The 15,998-nt window shown below is 67.6% G+C and carries 13 protein-coding genes; 4 read left to right on the top strand and 9 right to left on the bottom strand.

Annotated features, from left to right (window positions below; genetic code table 11):
- Window positions 1-92 precede the first annotated feature (92 nt).
- Both ABD188_RS08750 and ABD188_RS08745 read right to left on the bottom strand, forming a co-directional pair.
- On the bottom strand, window positions 93-1,562 hold the full coding sequence (locus ABD188_RS08750) for an NAD-dependent succinate-semialdehyde dehydrogenase (RefSeq protein WP_344060638.1): 1,470 nt from the start codon (window positions 1,560-1,562) through the stop codon (window positions 93-95).
- 143 nt (window positions 1,563-1,705) lie between these two features.
- Window positions 1,706-3,682 (bottom strand): FAD-dependent monooxygenase, encoded by a 1,977-nt coding sequence (locus ABD188_RS08745; RefSeq protein ID WP_344060635.1) that lies wholly within the window; start codon window positions 3,680-3,682, stop codon window positions 1,706-1,708.
- Window positions 3,683-3,825: 143 nt separating this feature from the next.
- Here ABD188_RS08745 and ABD188_RS08740 point away from each other — a divergent pair, with 143 nt between their 5' ends.
- Window positions 3,826-4,545, top strand: coding sequence for an IclR family transcriptional regulator (locus tag ABD188_RS08740; protein ID WP_344060632.1), 720 nt, complete (start codon window positions 3,826-3,828; stop codon window positions 4,543-4,545).
- A 50-nt stretch (window positions 4,546-4,595) separates the two neighbouring features.
- Here the strand turns inward: ABD188_RS08740 and cydB are convergent, their stop codons facing one another.
- Window positions 4,596-5,630 (bottom strand): cytochrome d ubiquinol oxidase subunit II, encoded by a 1,035-nt coding sequence (gene cydB / locus ABD188_RS08735; RefSeq protein WP_344060629.1) that lies wholly within the window; start codon window positions 5,628-5,630, stop codon window positions 4,596-4,598.
- Between the two features lie 24 nt (window positions 5,631-5,654).
- Window positions 5,655-7,046: a cytochrome ubiquinol oxidase subunit I gene (locus ABD188_RS08730; RefSeq protein ID WP_344060626.1), complete on the bottom strand. Its 1,392-nt coding sequence runs from the start codon at window positions 7,044-7,046 to the stop codon at window positions 5,655-5,657.
- Window positions 7,047-7,308: 262 nt separating this feature from the next.
- Here ABD188_RS08730 and ABD188_RS08725 point away from each other — a divergent pair, with 262 nt between their 5' ends.
- Complete coding sequence (locus tag ABD188_RS08725) at window positions 7,309-8,961, top strand: thiamine pyrophosphate-binding protein (protein WP_344060623.1); 1,653 nt, start codon at window positions 7,309-7,311, stop codon at window positions 8,959-8,961.
- Between the two features lie 26 nt (window positions 8,962-8,987).
- Here ABD188_RS08725 and ABD188_RS08720 read toward each other — a convergent pair whose 3' ends face one another.
- Genes ABD188_RS08720 through ABD188_RS08700 form a run of 5 tightly spaced genes read right to left on the bottom strand, consistent with a single transcriptional unit; the run spans window position 8,988 to window position 14,381 of the window.
- Window positions 8,988-10,064 carry a glycoside hydrolase family 130 protein gene (locus tag ABD188_RS08720; RefSeq protein WP_344060620.1) on the bottom strand — a complete coding sequence of 359 codons (1,077 nt, stop codon included), beginning with the start codon at window positions 10,062-10,064 and terminating at the stop codon, window positions 8,988-8,990.
- A complete protein-coding gene (locus tag ABD188_RS08715) occupies window positions 10,061-10,963 on the bottom strand; it encodes a carbohydrate ABC transporter permease (RefSeq protein ID WP_344060617.1) in 903 nt (300 codons plus the stop codon). Before ABD188_RS08715 ends, ABD188_RS08720 begins: the two co-directional genes overlap by 4 nt.
- On the bottom strand, window positions 10,960-11,916 hold the full coding sequence (locus ABD188_RS08710) for a carbohydrate ABC transporter permease (RefSeq protein WP_344060615.1): 957 nt from the start codon (window positions 11,914-11,916) through the stop codon (window positions 10,960-10,962). The genes ABD188_RS08715 and ABD188_RS08710 overlap by 4 nt, the downstream gene beginning before the upstream one ends.
- Window positions 11,917-11,935: 19 nt before the next feature.
- Complete coding sequence (locus ABD188_RS08705) at window positions 11,936-13,228, bottom strand: extracellular solute-binding protein (RefSeq protein WP_344060613.1); 1,293 nt, start codon at window positions 13,226-13,228, stop codon at window positions 11,936-11,938.
- Between the two features lie 55 nt (window positions 13,229-13,283).
- Window positions 13,284-14,381, bottom strand: coding sequence for a LacI family DNA-binding transcriptional regulator (locus ABD188_RS08700; RefSeq protein ID WP_344060610.1), 1,098 nt, complete (start codon window positions 14,379-14,381; stop codon window positions 13,284-13,286).
- A 212-nt stretch (window positions 14,382-14,593) separates the two neighbouring features.
- On the opposite strand from ABD188_RS08700, the gene ABD188_RS08695 reads away from it, so the two are divergent.
- Window positions 14,594-15,391 carry a transglutaminase-like domain-containing protein gene (locus tag ABD188_RS08695; RefSeq protein ID WP_344060607.1) on the top strand — a complete coding sequence of 266 codons (798 nt, stop codon included), beginning with the start codon at window positions 14,594-14,596 and terminating at the stop codon, window positions 15,389-15,391.
- 44 nt (window positions 15,392-15,435) lie between these two features.
- Window positions 15,436-15,993: a hypothetical protein gene (locus ABD188_RS08690; RefSeq protein WP_344060604.1), complete on the top strand. Its 558-nt coding sequence runs from the start codon at window positions 15,436-15,438 to the stop codon at window positions 15,991-15,993.
- Window positions 15,994-15,998 lie beyond the last annotated feature (5 nt).

The raw sequence follows: 15,998 nt of genomic DNA, 5'->3' as shown, positions 1-15,998 counted from the left end.
CGGGAACGACAGGAGAGGGATGCCACGGCCGGCGCCGCGCCCGGCGGGGCCGGCCGGCGCCGCGCCCGGCGGGGGCCGGCGGCGGGCGCCGGTCAGAACGGGTTCGGCGTGAGGGTGTACTTCGTCTGCAGGTACTCGTGGATGCCCTCGGCGCCGCCCTCGCGACCGAGGCCCGACATCTTCCAGCCCCCGAACGGGGCGGCCGCATTCGACACCACGCCCATGTTCAGGCCCATCATCCCGGTCTCGAGCCGCTCGATCATGCGCTGGCCCCGCGAGAGGCTCTCGGTGAAGACGTACGACACCAGCCCGTACTCGGTGTCGTTGGCGAGGCGGACGGCGTCGTCTTCGGTGTCGAACGGGATGATCGCCAACACCGGTCCGAAGATCTCCTCGCGCAGGATGTCGCTGCCGGGCTGCACGTCGGTGACGACGGTCGGCTCGTAGAACGTGCCGGGTCCGTCGATCGCCGACCCCCCCGTCGCCACGTGGGCGCCGCGCTCGACGGCATCCCCCACCAGCGATGAGGCCTTCTCGACCGCCGCCTCGTTGATGAGGGGTCCGATCGCAACACCATCTTCGGTGCCGCGGCCGATCTTCATCCCCTGCACACGTTCCGTCACCCGGCGGGCGAACTCATCGGCGACCGAGCGGTGCACGATGAAGCGGTTCGCCGCCGTGCAGGCCTGCCCGATGTTGCGGAACTTCGCGAGCATCGCGCCATCCACAGCCTTGTCGAGGTCGGCGTCCTCGAACACCACGAACGGGGCGTTGCCGCCGAGCTCCATCGAGGTGCGCAGCACACCGTCCGCCGCCTGGGCGAGGAGGCGCTGGCCGACCTGCGTCGAGCCGGTGAACGACAGCTTGCGCAGCCGCGGGTCGCGGATGATCGGCTCGGACACGGCGCCCGACGTCGACGTCGTGAACACGTTCACCACGCCGGCAGGCAGCCCAGCGTCCTCGAGCACCTTCGCAAACGCGAGCGTCGTGAGGGGCGTGAGCTCGGCGGGCTTGATGACCACGGTGCAGCCTGCGGCGAGCGCCGGGGCGATCTTGCGGGTCGCCATCGCGAGCGGGAAGTTCCACGGCGTGATCAAGAAGCACGGGCCGACCGGATGCTGCGACACGATCATGCGACCGGTGCCCTCGGGGTTCGGGCCGTAGCGGCCCTGGATGCGCGCGGTCTCTTCGCTGAACCAGCGGACGAACTCTCCCCCGTAGGCGACCTCGCCGCGCGCCTCGGCGAGCGGCTTGCCCATCTCGATCGTCATGAGCAGCGCGAAGTCCTCCTTGCGCTCCTGCAGCAGGTCGAACGCGCGCCGCAGGATCTCGGCACGCTCGCGCGCCGGGGTCGCCGCCCAAGCCGGGAACGCCGCCGCAGCGGCATCCAGCGCCGCCTTGCCGTCGGCGGGAGAGGCATCGGCGATCTCCTTGACCACGGCCCCCGTTGCAGGGTCGTACACCTTGAGGGTCTTGCCGCCCTCGGCGGCCCGCCACTCGCCGCCGATGAAGAGCGAATCCGGCACGGTCGCCAACAGCTCGGTCTCACGGTTCTCTGACACGGGACTCCCTCGTCTTCACCGGATGTCGCGGCGCGCGGCATCCCTCGCTTCACTGTCTTCGTGGCCATTCTGCCCGCTGGTCGCGGCGGCGGCCGATATCCGCGGCGTATAACCGCGGGCCCGAATTCGCCGCAACGGAACGCTCACGAGGTGAGGACTGCGGCGGCGCGCTGCGGGAGCATGTGCTGCGCGAAGAACGCCTCGAGCTCGTGCGTCGCACTCAACGGCAGCACGGCCGCGACGTACTGGTCGGGGCGCACCACGACGACGACGCCGTCGCGCGACAGTCCGCGCTCCGCGAAGATGTCGACGCTGTTCCACACGCTGGGGCCGGCCGCGTAGACCTTCTCCCAATCGGTCAGCCCGAGGGGTCCGGTCCGTGGAAGGAACACACCGGGCACCCGCGTGATGTCGACGTCCTCGAAGCGCTGCTGGTAGATCGCCTTCACGTCGAACACGGCGTCGACATCCGCGTCGACCGGTGTGAACCGTGCGACGGGCGACTCCGGCGACGCCAGCCACTCGGCCCACGAGGCGAGCGTGGACGGCCGGCCGGAGGTGGTCCCATCCGCGGGCGTCCCGGCCGCGGTGTCCGCGAGGGCCACGGCCGCGGTGTCGGCGAAGGCATAGATCCGCCAGCGCCCGTCGGCCCTGGCGTGGTGGCCGAGGTGCACGACGTTGCCGTCGCACACGCGCACGACCTCGACCGACTTGAAGCGCTTTCCGAGCGGGAAGCCCTCGGCAAGCGCCTGGTGCGCGCCATCCGTCACGATCATCGACTCGCCGTACTGCGTCATGAAGCCCGACGGGAACTCTGCGGTCGCGAGGTAGTAGGTGGCGAGGTCCTGCGGATCGGTGATCTCCTCGGGCTTGCGGGCCATCAGCGATGACCATTCCCGATCGAAGTCGATGAGCTGCTGGGCGACGGGCTGCCGCTCGGCGGAGTAGGTCGAGAGAAGCGAATCGGGACTCCGCCCGGTGAGCACCGAGCCGAGCTTCCAGCCGAGGTTGAAGCCGTCTTGCATCGACACGTTCATTCCCTGCCCGGCTTTGGCACTGTGCGTGTGGCACGCGTCCCCCGTGAGGAAGACGCGGGGCGTGCGGTCCTCTCCCTCGGGCACGTCGTCGAACTTGTCGGTCACTCGATGGCCGACCTCGTAAACACTGTGCCAGGCGACCTGCTTCACATCGATCGAGTACGGATGCAGGATGTCGTTCGCCCTGCGGATGATCTCGTCGATCGGCGTCTGGCGCACGCGGTGGTCGTCATCGTCGGCCACCGCTCCGAGATCGATGTACATGCGGCTGAGATAGCCGCCCTCGCGCGGGATGTGGAGGATGTTGCCCGCCTCGGCATTGATGGCGCACTTCGTCCGCCAATCCGGGAAGTCGGTGTTCACCAGCACGTCCATGACCCCCCACGCGTGCCGCGATACATCGCCTACGTGCGTGCGACCGATCGCCTCGCGGACGCCGCTGCGCGCGCCGTCGCAGCCGACGACGTACTTCGCCCGTACCGTGCGCTCTTCGCCGGCGCGCGCCCCCGCGACGTACCGCACGCGGACCTCCACCGGATACCCTCCGCTGTTCTCGATGGCGCTTTCCTGCACCGTCAGTCCGACGAACTCGACGCCGTAATCAGGGACGATCCTCCCAGGGCCGTATGCGGCGGCTTCGGCGAAGTAGTCGAGCACCCGCGCCTGGTTCACGATGAGGTGCGGGAACTCGCTGATTTTGAACGCGTAGTCCTCGGTGCGCGCCGAGCGGATGATGTTCTTCGGATTCGCCGGATCGGGGGTCCAGAAGTTCATGTAGGCGATGTTGAACGCCTCCGCCACGATTCGCTCGGCGAATCCGAACGCCTGAAAGGTCTCGACGCTGCGCGGCTGGATTCCGTCCGCCTGTCCCAGCACCAGTCGACCATCGCGACGCTCGATGATGCGCGTCGTCAGACGCGGGAACTGCGAGAGCTGGGCCGCCAGGAGCATGCCCGCCGGGCCGGACCCGACGATGAGCACATCCATCTCGTCGGGGAGCTCGAAGGGCCGATCGACGCCGGATCCTGCCGCGTCCTGCACGCGGGGCTCTCCTGAGACGTATCCGTGGTGATGGAACTGCATGGATGTCCTCCTCGGACGGCGGTGTCGAGGTCTGCGATTAGCGCTTGCGGTGAGTGGCGGGCGTGTTCTATATTCGAACGCATCGTTCGACTTCTGAACGGATCGTATACAGACGAGCCTGGCGCGCGCAAGAGGAGGCCGGGATGCCGAACAAAGCCGGGGGCGATTCCGCCGCACCCGCATCGCAGACGCTCAGCCGCGGCATCCGGATTCTCGAGATCCTCGCCGACGCGCGCGAACCTCTCTCGATCGATGAGATCGCCAGGCGGCTGGGGGTGCACCGGTCGGTCGGGTACCGGCTGCTGCGCACGCTCGAGGACCACGGCCTCGTCACGCGCGACAGCTCGGGCCGCATGCAGCTCGGCGCGCGCATGGCGGCCCTCGCGGCCGGGGTGGCCCACGATCTGCAGGCCGAAGCCCTGCCCGAGCTCACCGCCGTCGCGAACGAGCTCGGCACCACGTGCTTCCTCGTCGTGCTCGACCACGACGAGTGCATCACACTCGTGAGCGTCGAGCCACGGCACGCCGTTGCATCGGTCGCGCAGCGGCCGGGGACGCGGCATCCGGTCACGATCGGCGCACCGGGCAAGGCCATCCTGTCGGCCCTTCCGCGCGTGGAGTGGCCGCAGGACGTCTCCGAGAGTCTGAGCGATGAGGTGCGGCACGCTGCTGCCCGCGGGTTCGCGACGAGCCATGATGAAGTCATCCCGAGTCTGCGATCCGTGTCTGTTCCGCTCAGTCTCAGGGGCCGGCGGACGGCGGCGATCGCCGTGGTCTACGTCGCGAGCGCCTACGAACCAGAGGAGATCGCTGCGCGGCTGCAGCGATCTGCCGGGATGATCCGCCAGGCGCTCGACGGCTGACGCCAGTCCACGTCATTCTCGGCCGGGACGGCCATCGCGGCGCGGTCCGGTCACCGGGCCGGAACCTCGGGGCGAGGCTCGGGCGCGGCAGCGCGCGGGGTCGCTCCGCCGATCCGCCGGCGGAACACGATGTACGTGTAGCCCTGATACAGCAGCACGAGGGGGAAGAAGATCGCCGCCACGATCGTCATGACGGTGAGCGCGTACTGGCCCGATGCCGTCGCCGCGATGGTCAGGCTGTAGGCACCGCTGGTGCTCGAGACGAGCACGTCCGGGAAGAGGCTCGCAAAGATGGAGCCGACGGTGGCGGCCATGGCGATCGCGGTGGCGGCGAAGGCGACCTTCTCACCGCTTCTCCGAGTCGCGTACAGCGATGCGACGACCGCGACGAGGGCGATCGCCAGCAGCAGATAGGAGGGCCATGACGGCTGCGCCATGAGCCCTGTCCAGACTGCGAACACCGCGACCATCACGAGTGCCACGACGCCGAGCATGCGGTTCCACCGCATCGCCCGCCTCCGGAGGTCAGCCGTGGTGCGGATGGCGAGGAATGTCGCCCCGTGCAGGAGGCACAGCGCGACGAGCGTGAGTCCCGTCCAGACGCCGAATCCGGTGAACATGCTCCACACCCGACCGGTGAACGCGCCGTCTTCGTCGATCGGAAGCCCCGCCAGCAGGTCGCCGGGGGCGATGCCGAGCACGAGCGGTGCGATGAGGCTGCCGGCGGTGAGCCCGAAGCTCCAGGTGCGCCGCCACGTCTGATGCCGGCCCTTGCTGCGCCATTCCACCGCGATCCCTCGTGCGATGAGAGCGACCAGCAGCAGCACGATGCCGAGGTAGAGGGCCGAAAGCCAGGTCGCGTACCAGGCCGGGAAGGCCGCGAAGATCGCTGCCGTGCCCACCACCAGCCACACCTCGTTGCCGTCCCAGAACGGAGCGATCGTGTTGATCGCCGTCCTCCGCTCGGTCTCGGAGCGACCGATCACCGCGTGGAGCGCTCCGACGCCGAAGTCGAAGCCTTCGAGCACGAAGAAGCCCGTCCAGAAGACGGCGATGATGACGAACCACACGTCGGGCAGATTCATCGGACCCTCCTCATGATCGCCATGTCAGTAAGCCAGCACGGGCGCATCGACGTCGTCGTCCGCCGATTCCTCTTCGGGGGCGTCCAGCGACTTGCGCGCGAATCGAAGCATGAGGATGACATCGATCACGATCAGCAGCAGATAGATCGCGTAGAACGCGGCGAGACTCAGGATGAGCTCCGTCGAAGACACGCTCGGCGACACTCCGTCCGACGTCTTCATCAGCCCCTGCACGATCCAGGGCTGACGGCCACTCTCGGTCAGCAGCCATCCGGCGGTGTTCATCACGAAGAGGAGCGGCACGACCCATGTCGCGACGAACAGGAACACCTTGGATGTCGGCAGCTTCCGCCGTACCGCAAGCCACAGACCCCACGCACCGAAAAGGAAGAACAGGGTTCCGATGTACGCCATGACCCGCATCGACCAGTACTGCAGACGGACATCCGGCACGTAGTCGCCTGCGCCGTACGTCGCTTCATCCTGCGCCTGAAGCTCGTTGAGCCCCGCCACCTCACCGTCCCACGTGCCGGTGGCCAGCAGCGAGAGCAGATGCGGCACCTCGAGGATCTTGGTGGGGGTCTCTTCGGAGCTCGTGAAGCCGCCGATCTGGAGCAGCGAGAACGAGCACGGCTGACACGTCTCCCATTGGGCTTCGGCCGCGGAGATCTTCATCGGCTGATACGTCGCCTCGATCACCCCGAGGTGGCTGCCGACTCCGAGCGCCAGCGCGACCGAGGGAAGCAGCACCACCAGCGACAGCACTGCCGAGGTCTTGAACGCGACCTGCCCACGACGCAGCTGCCACGCCGACACCGCGAGCATCACGACGGCGCCGGTGACGAGCGACGCGAGGATCACATGGATGTAGCCCCAGATGAACACCTCGTTGGTGAAAAGATCGAGGAACGACGAGAGCACCGGGCGACCTGTGGTCTTGTCGGTCGTGTAGCCGACCGGATGCTGCATCCAGGAGTTCGCCGCCATGATGAACGCCGCCGAGAGCATCGCACCCACTGCAACCAGCCACGCCGAGAGCAGGTGGATGCGGCGAGGCAGCACCTTCCAGCCGAACACCCAGAGCCCGAGGAATGTGGACTCGAGGAAGAACGCGGCGAGCCCCTCCATCGCCAGGGGGGCGCCGAAGACGTCGCCGACGAAGATCGAGTACGCCGACCAGTTCATGCCGAACTGGAACTCCTGCACGAGACCCGTGACCACGCCGATCGCGACGTTGATGATCAGCAGCGTGCCGAAGAACCGCGTCAGCTTCTCATGCCGAGGCTCTCGTGAGCGATACCACTTCGTATGCAGGATGGCCATCAGGAAGGCCAGCCCGATCGTCACCGGGACGAAGAAGAAGTGGTAGATGCTGGTCGAAGCGAACTGCAGCCGCGCGAGATCGGTCGCATCCATGTCAGGTCCCTTCCGCGCCGGAGTGAACCATAGCGATGCCTCCACGGTGTGTTCGGGGTGCACTGTCCGTGATCAGCGTGCCAGGTCGCCGCTCGCCGCGGCATCGTCCGAATGAGGTGATATCCGGCCCGGCGGGCCTCGTATACTCGGATCGTCCGGCCGGGTGCTCCCGTGCCGGTGCTCGAAAAAAGGGCACGCAGCCGCTCACCAAGGGGGCGCGAGACACATACGGCTCCGCCCGTTCCGTCTCGAAAGGCCTGTCATGCCCACGGTCTCCACTCACGTCGCCCGCACGCTGTCGGCCCACATCGACCATGTCTTCGGGGTCATGGGCAACGGCAACGCCTACTTCCTCGACGCCCTCGAGCGCGAAACCGCCGTGGACTTCACCGCCGTGCGCCACGAAGCCGGCGGTGTCGTCGCGGCCGACGCCTACCACCGCGCGTCCGGACGCCTCGCCGCCGCCACCGCCACATACGGCGCGGGCTTCACCAACACCCTCACGGCCCTCGCCGAGGCGGTGCAGGCGCATGTTCCGCTCGTCCTCGTGGTCGGCGACGAACCCACGTCCGGCCGACGCCCATGGGGTGTCGATCAGATCGCGCTGGCGTCGGCGGTGGGCGCGCGCACGTATACGGTCGGACGGACGGATGCCGCGGCCACCACGGTCATCGCGATCGAGCACGCGCTCACCTACCGGGTGCCGGCGGTGCTCGCCATTCCGTACGACGTCGCGGCGCTCGATGCGGGGCCGATTCCCGCCGCACCGGAGCCGCGGCTTCCGGACCCGCTCGCCCCCCGTGGGCCGTTCGCCGAGCACGGCATCCGCACCATCGCGGCCGCGCTCGCCGGCGCCGAGCGACCTTTCCTGCTCGCGGGCCGCGGAGCATGGGTCGCAGGTGCCGCCGACGCGCTCGGCGCACTTGCCGACGCGACCGGTGCGATCACGGCGTCGACCGCCCTCGGCCGCGGGGTCTTCCCCAGACCGGAGTTCGACCTGGGCGTGACGGGGGGCTTCGGAGCCGAGTCCGCGATGCAGATCGTGCGCCAGGCCGACGTCGCCGTCGTCTTCGGGGCATCGCTCAACCAGTTCACGATGCGATTCGGCGACCTGTTCGCGCCCGGCACGCGCGTCTTCCAGATCGACGTCGCAGCCAGCGCGACGCATCCGAACGTCGGCGGGTTCGTGCGAGCCGATGCCGCTGTCGCCGCACGGGCGATCACGGCTGAGCTGACCGCCACGCCTGCCACGTCCAGCGGATGGCGCGAGTCGATCGATCTCGCCGGAGCCCGCGCGTACGAGCCGGGCGACGGAGTCGCACCCGATGGGCGCCTCGATCCGCGTTCCGTCGCGGCGCGGATCGGCGAGCTGCTCCCCGCCGATCGCGTCGTGGTATCGGACGGTGGGCATTTCATCGGCTGGGCGAACATGTACTGGCCGGTCGCGTCACCCGACCGCATGATCATGGTCGGCACCGCGTTCCAGTCGATCGGACTCGGATTCGCGTCGGTGCCGGGGGCGGCACTCGCCAAGCCCGAGGCGACGATCGTGCTCACGACCGGCGACGGCGGCGGACTCATGGCGCTAGCCGACCTCGAATCCGCCGTTCGCGTGGCGCGCGGTCGCGGTCTGGCCGTGGTGTGGAACGACGCGGCCTATGGCGCAGAGGTGAACCTGTACGGCCTGCGAGGGCTCGCGAAGGAGCCGATGCTCATTCCCGAGGTCGACTTCGCGGGTCTCGCCGACGCGGTCGGCGCCGAAGGGGTCGTGGTGCGCTCGATCGCCGACCTCGATCGGCTCGAGTCCTGGGCGGCGCAGGATGCGGCATCCCGTCCGTTCCTGCTGCTCGACTGCCGCATCTCGGGCGAGGTGATCGCGCCGTACCAGCTCGAGATCATCCGCGTGAACTCGTGACGCGGTCGCCCTGACGCGTCCGCCGGCTAGGTGTGATCGAGACGGGCCACTCCGATCTTCGAGTCCGCCATCCCATAGAACACGTAGCGCACGCCGTCGATGGTCTCGATCGCCGTGGGGAACACGACGTTCGGCACGATGCCGCCGCGTTCGTCTTCGGTCTCAGCCTGCAGCAGGGGCTCAGGCGTTCGAGCGATCACGATCGAGGGGTCGTCGGCATCGAGCAGGATGGCGCCGGCCGAGTAGTTGACATTCTGCTGGTGGTCGAACGCGTGCTCGATGTGCCCGGTGACGCCGTGGTGCAGCAGCAGCCACCCTTCCGGCACGCGCACAGGGGCGGGCCCACCGCCGATCTTCGTCACCTCGAACGGATACGCAGGGCCGGCGAGGAATCGATGCCGGCTCCACAGACACAGCCCCGACAGATCGGCCGTCACCGCCTCGACCGGGATGTAGCTGATCCAGATCGACTGGCGTGGATCATCGATGCCCGCAGGCAGGATGATGCCCTGGTCGGCCTTGGTCTCGGACAGGTCCCACATCGGGCGGTGCAGTACCGCGAAGCACCGCACTCCGTCCGGCGCGAGCACGGTTTCGGGGAAGAAGACCGCGTCCTTGTTGTGGAACAGGTTGAGATCGATGTCGAGTTCGTCGTCATACGTGAACAGCACGGGGCCGAGGCGTCGCCACTCGCGGAGATCCTCCGACACCGCGAGAGCGGTGCGGGGACCCAGCGGTCCGTAGGCGACGTACGTCATGACATGCAGGCCGAGATCCGCCATCCAGGTGATCCTCGGATCCTCGACACCGGCGTTGCCGATTCCCCGCTCCCACGACCGGTCGGGCTCGAGCACGACGCCCTGCCGTTCGACGCCCACGGGCACGCCGTCCTCGACGAGAACGCGCGCCAGACCGATTCGCGACACGTTGCCCGCCGCCACGAGGCGGGGCAGCAGATAGATCTCGCCATCCGCGCCCCGCCCCGAGGCCGGGTTGAGCACGCCCTCGACTTCGAGCGGGTTGCCCGGCTCGGGCGCCATGACGACGCCGATGCGGGTCAATCGGTACGGGACGGTGGGCAGCGTGGTGTCGATGGCGGTCATCCCTTCACGCCCGACCCGATGTCGGAGCTGTTGAAATGGCGTTGGAACACGATGAACAGCACCACAGGGGGAATTGCGAGAATGACCGCACCCGCGAGGACCGCTCCGAAGGGGTTGGCCGCCGAGGCCGCCACAGTCGTGAGGTAGTTGGCCAGCGACACCGCCAGAGGCTGCATCGTTGCCTCCTTCGTTATCAGGAACGGCCAGAGGAACTCGTTCCACGGACCGATGAAGGTGAGCAGGATCACCGTGAGCACCGCGGGACGAACCAGCGGCAGCGCGATATTCCACAGCACCCGGATCTCGTTCGCCCCGTCGATGCGCGCCGCGTCGAAGAGCGCGCGAGGCACCTGCATGAAGTACTGCCTGAAGATCAGCACCGCGGCCGAGTTGATCGCGAACGGCAGGATCATTCCGAAGTAGGAATCCGACAGCCCGAAGTCGCGCGCGATCATCACGTACAGCGGGACGATCAGCAGCTGGAACGGCACGATCTGCACGAGCAGCAGGATCGCGAACGTCACTCCGCGCCCGCGCCAGTGCAGCACCGATAGGGCATAACCTGCGAGCACGCCGAACACCAGTGTGCACAGGATCACCCCCATGGTGAGGATGCCCGAGTTGGCGAGACCCTGTGCGAGCCCGATCCGTTCATTGATCTCGGCATAGTTGGCCAACGTGATGTTCGCCGGATGCGGGAACGCTCCTGCCAGGGTGGTGTCCGGTGCGAGTTGCAGCGAGCCGATCACCATGTAGTAGAAGGGGAACAGGAATACGAGCGCCCCGATCCCCAGCACGACATAGCGTAGGATGCTGCCGATGCGGCCGGGGTGACGGCGCTCGGCGCGGGCCGATGACTTCTCGGCCTGGGCCTGCGTGCGGATCTCGGTGCGACTCATGATTCCTCATCTCCTACGGCACGGCGCTCGATGAGCGCGATGACGAGCACGAGGATCACGAGGATCACGCCGATGGCGGCCGCGACATCCGGATCGCCTTGCTCCAGGCCTTTCTGGTACATCAGCAGCACGGGCGACGTGGACGCCCCGTTCGGGCCCCCGCCGTTCGTGAGCAGGTACGGCTCGGTGAAGAGGTTCGCACCGGTGATCGTCGCGAGCAGGAGCACGAGCAGGGTCGCGGATCGAACGCCCGGCACCGTGACGGCGAAGAACGTCCGCACGGCGCCTGCGCCATCCGTTGCTGCCGATTCGTACAGTTCCTTCGGGACGGCCTGCAGCGCGGCAAGGTACAGCAGGATGAAGAGACCCATCCCCTTCCATGTGACGAAGAGCGCGATCGTCGGCATCGCGAGCCAGGGATTGATCAGCCATGACGGATCCGGTGCGAGCGGACCGAGGATCTGATTGACGAGTCCCGGACCGCTGAACAGGAACAGCCAGACGGCGACGAGCGCCACGGATGCCGTCACGTACGGCACGTAGAAACTGACCCTGAGGAAGATCTTGGCGTGGAGAGCCCTGTTGAGCGCAGCCGCCAACAGGAGCGACAGCACGACCGTGAGCGGCACGTTGATGATGAGGAAGACGCCCACGTTGAGGAACGATCGCCACACGGCGGGGTCGGTGGCGACAGCGATGAAGTTGTCGAAGCCGACGAATTCCCGTTCGACGTCGGCGCCAGGCGCCGAGAAGAAGTAGTCGTGGAATGACATCCAGACGGCGAAGACGAGCGGATACGCGAAGATGACGCCGACGAATATCAGGTAGGGCGCGGCGAGGAGCAGCCCGAGCGGATTCTCACCGAGCAGGCGCCGGCGGCGGCGGGCCGAACGCGCGTGCTGCGCGTCCGCCCCGTCCGCCTTCGTGCCCGTCTCGGGGGTGATGGTGACCATTTGCCTGTGTCCCGCGCTCTCAGTCCTGGCTCACCAGGTCGTCGATCTCCGCGGCGGTGTCGGTGAGGAACGTGGCGATATCGCCCTCTCCGAAGATGACCGCCTTCGAGTACGCGTCGCGGAAGGCCTGCCAGACCTCGATGGAGTTCGAGACGTTCGGCACCTCTACCACGCGGTTCGCCTGGTCGCCGAACACCTCATACGCGGGGTTGGCGTCGAAGTAGTCCGGGTACGTCGTCGTGAGATCCTGCCGGAGCGGCATCTGTCCGGTCAGCTCGAGGAGCTGTCCGTCCTGCTCCTCACTGGTGGAGAACTTCAGCACATCCCACGCCGTGCCCTTGTTCTTGCACGCCGTGAACATGCCCACGTTCTTGGCGTCGCTGAACGTGTAGGTCTCATCCGCCGGGGTGCCGGCCGACGTCGGCACAGGTACAGTGCCCCAGTCGACCGTGTCGCCGAAGTACGAGATCGCCCACGGGCCGGCGATGGTCATCGCCGAGTTCCCGTCCACGAACGAGTCGCCCTGGTAGGGCTCTTGTCCGGAGAGGCCCTCCTCGTACATCGTCGCCCAGAACTCGGAGACCGCGGTGCCCGCCTCGGAGTCGAAGGTCGCCTTGTTGTCCTCGACGAGCAGCGTGCCGCCGGTCTCGGCCCCGTACAGCGGGTAGAAGTCGAACCAGGGCTGATAGAACTCGCTCGACGGCGCCGGGTAGATGGCGTACGGCGCCGCCCCCGACTCGGTCAGGGTGCGCGACGTCGCGAGGAAGTCATCATAGGTGGACAGTTCCGGCGCCTCAGGGTCGAGTCCGGCCTCGGTGAACATGGCCTTGTTGTAGAAGATCATGACCGGGTTGGACTTCCACGGCATCTGGTAGAACTCGCCGTCGGCCGAGGCATACTGCGCCGCGTTGTCTCCGCTGCGCTCCTGGATGTAGTCATCCCCGTCCTGGAAGCTCGAGAGCGACACGAGCCCACCGGCCTTCTCGAACTGCGGCACAGCCGCGGGCGAGGTGTTGTAGATCAGACACGGCGCGTTGCCGGCCGTGATCGCGGCCGCGATGACCTCTTCGCTGCTGTTGCCCGCGGGGATTTCCTGAGCCTTGACCTGCTCATCGGGATGGTCGGCGTTCCACGCCTCCACCATCTGCTTGCCCCAGTCGATCTCGGCCGCGTTGTTCGAGTACCAGATCGTGATGGGACCCTTGGTCTCGAGATCGTCCGCCGATCCGCCGCCGCCACCACCGCCGCTGCAGGCTGTGAGGGTCAGGACACCTGCCGCGGCGAGTGCCGTCACTTTGATGCTTCTTCGCATTTCTCTTCCTTCCAAAGGAGGACGCGACATCCATCGCGCCTCGAGATCATCGGCTTCAGTCGTCTGGATCGGCCAGGTCGCCAGGCGACGGTGGGGCTGATGAGGGGTATGTGGCCGGCGCCGGGCCGGTGGATTCGCGCACCACAAGGCGCGCGGGCGACAGTTCGGTGTCGTCGAGGCTGACCCCGGCGATCGCTGCGAGCAGAGCACGCGCCGCGACGGCACCCCATTCCAGAGCGTCGGTCGCCACGGAGGTCAGCGACGGGAACACGTACTGCGCGATGTCGCTGTCGTCGAACCCCGAGACGGAGAGGTCCCGAGGGACCGACAGGCCTGCGCGCTGCGCCACCGCGATGCCCGCCAGCGCCATGAGGTCGTTGGAGTACGCGATCGCTGTGGGGCGTCGGGACGCGTCGGCCAGAAGGGCGCGCGTCGCCTCGCCGCCCTGCTGTGCGCTGAAGTCCGTCTCCACGACGCGGCCGTCGATGCTGCGGGCGATGCACGCCGCGTGGAAGGCCTCGCTGCGGCGGCGTGCATGAAGCATGCTCGATGGCCCTGCCACGTGGGCGATGGAACGATGGCCGAGGTCGGCGAGATGGTCGACGGTCGCGATCAGCCCGTCCACGTCGTCGACGGACACGGCGGGGAAGGGCGAGTCGATGTCAGGATGGCCGAGAGTGACGGCGGCCAGACCCAGCTCCTGGACCAGCGCCAGCCGCTCATCGCCCGCGCGGAGATCGGCGAGGAACACGCCGTCGACCCGGCGCTCCACTGCGAGCTTGCGATAGGTGCCCGCCTCGAGCTCGCTGCTCGGAACGGATGCGAGCACGAGAGCCTGCCCGGCGGGAGACAACTCGCGCTCGACGCCCGCGATGAAGGCCGGAAAGAACGGATCGCCCGCCACGACGGCGATGTCACGCCGGAGAACCAGCCCCAGAGCGAACGAGCGATTGGTGCTGAGCGAGCGGGCACGCAGATCGGGCGACCAGCCCATCTCTGCGGCGATGGTCAGGATGCGATCACGTGTCGCGACATTGACGCCGGGACGATCGTTGAGCGCGAACGAGACGAGGCCCTTGCTCACGCCGGCGCGGTGCGCGACGTCGGCGATCGTCGGCCGTCGTCCCCGTCCCGTCTTCGCCTCGTCGTTCATCTGGCTGCGCTGCCTTCTAAACCGTGTGCCGCGTGATCGTGATTCGGTCTCTAAACCGGTTTATTAAACCGGTTTAGGTAACCATACATCCGGTCGCAGGCATTGTCGAGGGTCAAAATCGCGCTGCGCGGACGCAACGGCAGACGCCGCACGCCCTGTCAAGCCCGCCCTGTGTTCACACTCCCGACATATGGCCATGCCAGTCTGTTCAGATGCAACGCGACGTATACAGCCGCATCGTCCTGAATGTCACCGAACCCGCCGACCTGGTCTTCGCGGTCTCGGTCACCCGTCACTACGAGCCGAACAACGAGTCGTTCACCGCGACGCTAGACGGTGCTCCGGTCGACTCGCACGAGTTCCTCGACGACCACGGCACCCGCCTGCACCGGGTGAAGAGCGGCAACGGGCTCCTCGAGGTGCAGTACCGCGCGACCGTCCTCGGCGAGGGTGCCACCGCGACGGCGACCGAGAAGGACCTGCTCGTCTACGGCAGGCCCAGTCGCTATGCGGAGTCCGACTCACTCGGGCCGACGGCATACGCGGAGTTCGCGGGCATCACCGATGCGGCCGAACTGCTCCACTCGGTGTCGTCCTGGGTGGGAACACGCCTGTACTACGTCAGCGGCTCGAGCCTGCCGACCGATGGCGCCATTCGCACGCTTCTCGCGCGTCAGGGCGTCTGCCGTGACTATGTGCACCTGTGCATCGCGCTGCTGCGCGGACTCGGCATTCCGGCACGGCACGTGGCCGCCTACGCCCCTGGTCTGTATCCGATGGACTTCCACGCGGTCGCGGAGGCCTACATCGACGGAGCCTGGCGCGTCGTGGATGCGACCACTCTCGCTCCTCGCTCGACTCTCGTCCGAATCGCCACGGGACGGGATGCCGCCGACACCGCGTTCCTCACTGTCGTCTCCGGTCGCGCGGACCTCAAGGACATGGAGGTGTCGGCGGTCGTCGACGTCCTCCCCAACGACGACATCACGCAGCTGGTCGAACTCCACTAGCAGCCTCCTCGCCCTGCCAGGGCGGGCCGTGGCACTCTTTACACATGAGGAAGTGGATCGTCCGGTTCGGATCGCTGCTCGTGTTCAACGTCGTCGTGCTGCTCGTGATCGGATGGCTGACACCCGCGAAGGTCGGCTGGTCGGCGATCTGGGCGGGCATCGTCCTGACCGCCCTGACGCTGTGGATCAAACCGCTCGTGCATCGCTGGTTCCAGTCGATGGCCGCGAAGTCGGCGAACCAGCGCACCAAACTGGGCGAGAAGCTCGTCCAGTTCTTCCTGGTTCTCGCGATCGCCGTCATCGTGTGGGTCGTGACCGTGGCTCTGTCGGGGGTCAGCGTCGGCGGATGGCTGTGGGGGTGGATCCTGCCGCCGGTGCTCCTCGTCATCGGGTGGGCGATCTACGACGCCATCGACGATCGCGTCGAGACTCACGCCGGCGCGCTCTACGACAGGGCCGCCGGACGGTCCGCGGTCGACGGCAGCTCGAACGGCGCAACCCTGGCCGTACCGTCCCCCGGCACCGCGGCGGGCGCGCGTGAGCTGCAGGACGGATTGACCGACGAGCAGCGCAGGATGCTCGACGAGCTCGGCAAGAGCTGACCCGC

Source organism: Microbacterium pumilum (genome assembly GCF_039530225.1).
In the GTDB taxonomy this organism is placed as follows: Bacteria; Actinomycetota; Actinomycetes; order Actinomycetales; family Microbacteriaceae; genus Microbacterium; species Microbacterium pumilum.
Note: the sequence above shows the minus strand (reverse complement) of the source record. Positions and strands in the feature narration are given on the sequence as shown.

What these genes read in the sequence shown, in the direction of transcription:
- ABD188_RS08705 (WP_344060613.1), bottom strand. Translation starts at nt 13,228, where the DNA reads ATGCGAAGAAGCATCAAAGTGACGGCACTCGCCGCGGCAGGTGTCCTG.
- cydB (WP_344060629.1), bottom strand. Translation starts at nt 5,630, where the DNA reads ATGAATCTGCCCGACGTGTGGTTCGTCATCATCGCCGTCTTCTGGACG.
- ABD188_RS08720 (WP_344060620.1), bottom strand. Translation starts at nt 10,064, where the DNA reads ATGACCGCCATCGACACCACGCTGCCCACCGTCCCGTACCGATTGACC.
- ABD188_RS08740 (WP_344060632.1), top strand. Translation starts at nt 3,826, where the DNA reads ATGCCGAACAAAGCCGGGGGCGATTCCGCCGCACCCGCATCGCAGACG.
- ABD188_RS08695 (WP_344060607.1), top strand. Translation starts at nt 14,594, where the DNA reads ATGCAACGCGACGTATACAGCCGCATCGTCCTGAATGTCACCGAACCC.
- ABD188_RS08700 (WP_344060610.1), bottom strand. Translation starts at nt 14,381, where the DNA reads ATGAACGACGAGGCGAAGACGGGACGGGGACGACGGCCGACGATCGCC.
- ABD188_RS08730 (WP_344060626.1), bottom strand. Translation starts at nt 7,046, where the DNA reads ATGGATGCGACCGATCTCGCGCGGCTGCAGTTCGCTTCGACCAGCATC.
- ABD188_RS08725 (WP_344060623.1), top strand. Translation starts at nt 7,309, where the DNA reads ATGCCCACGGTCTCCACTCACGTCGCCCGCACGCTGTCGGCCCACATC.
- ABD188_RS08690 (WP_344060604.1), top strand. Translation starts at nt 15,436, where the DNA reads ATGAGGAAGTGGATCGTCCGGTTCGGATCGCTGCTCGTGTTCAACGTC.
- ABD188_RS08710 (WP_344060615.1), bottom strand. Translation starts at nt 11,916, where the DNA reads ATGGTCACCATCACCCCCGAGACGGGCACGAAGGCGGACGGGGCGGAC.
- ABD188_RS08715 (WP_344060617.1), bottom strand. Translation starts at nt 10,963, where the DNA reads ATGAGTCGCACCGAGATCCGCACGCAGGCCCAGGCCGAGAAGTCATCG.
- ABD188_RS08745 (WP_344060635.1), bottom strand. Translation starts at nt 3,682, where the DNA reads ATGCAGTTCCATCACCACGGATACGTCTCAGGAGAGCCCCGCGTGCAG.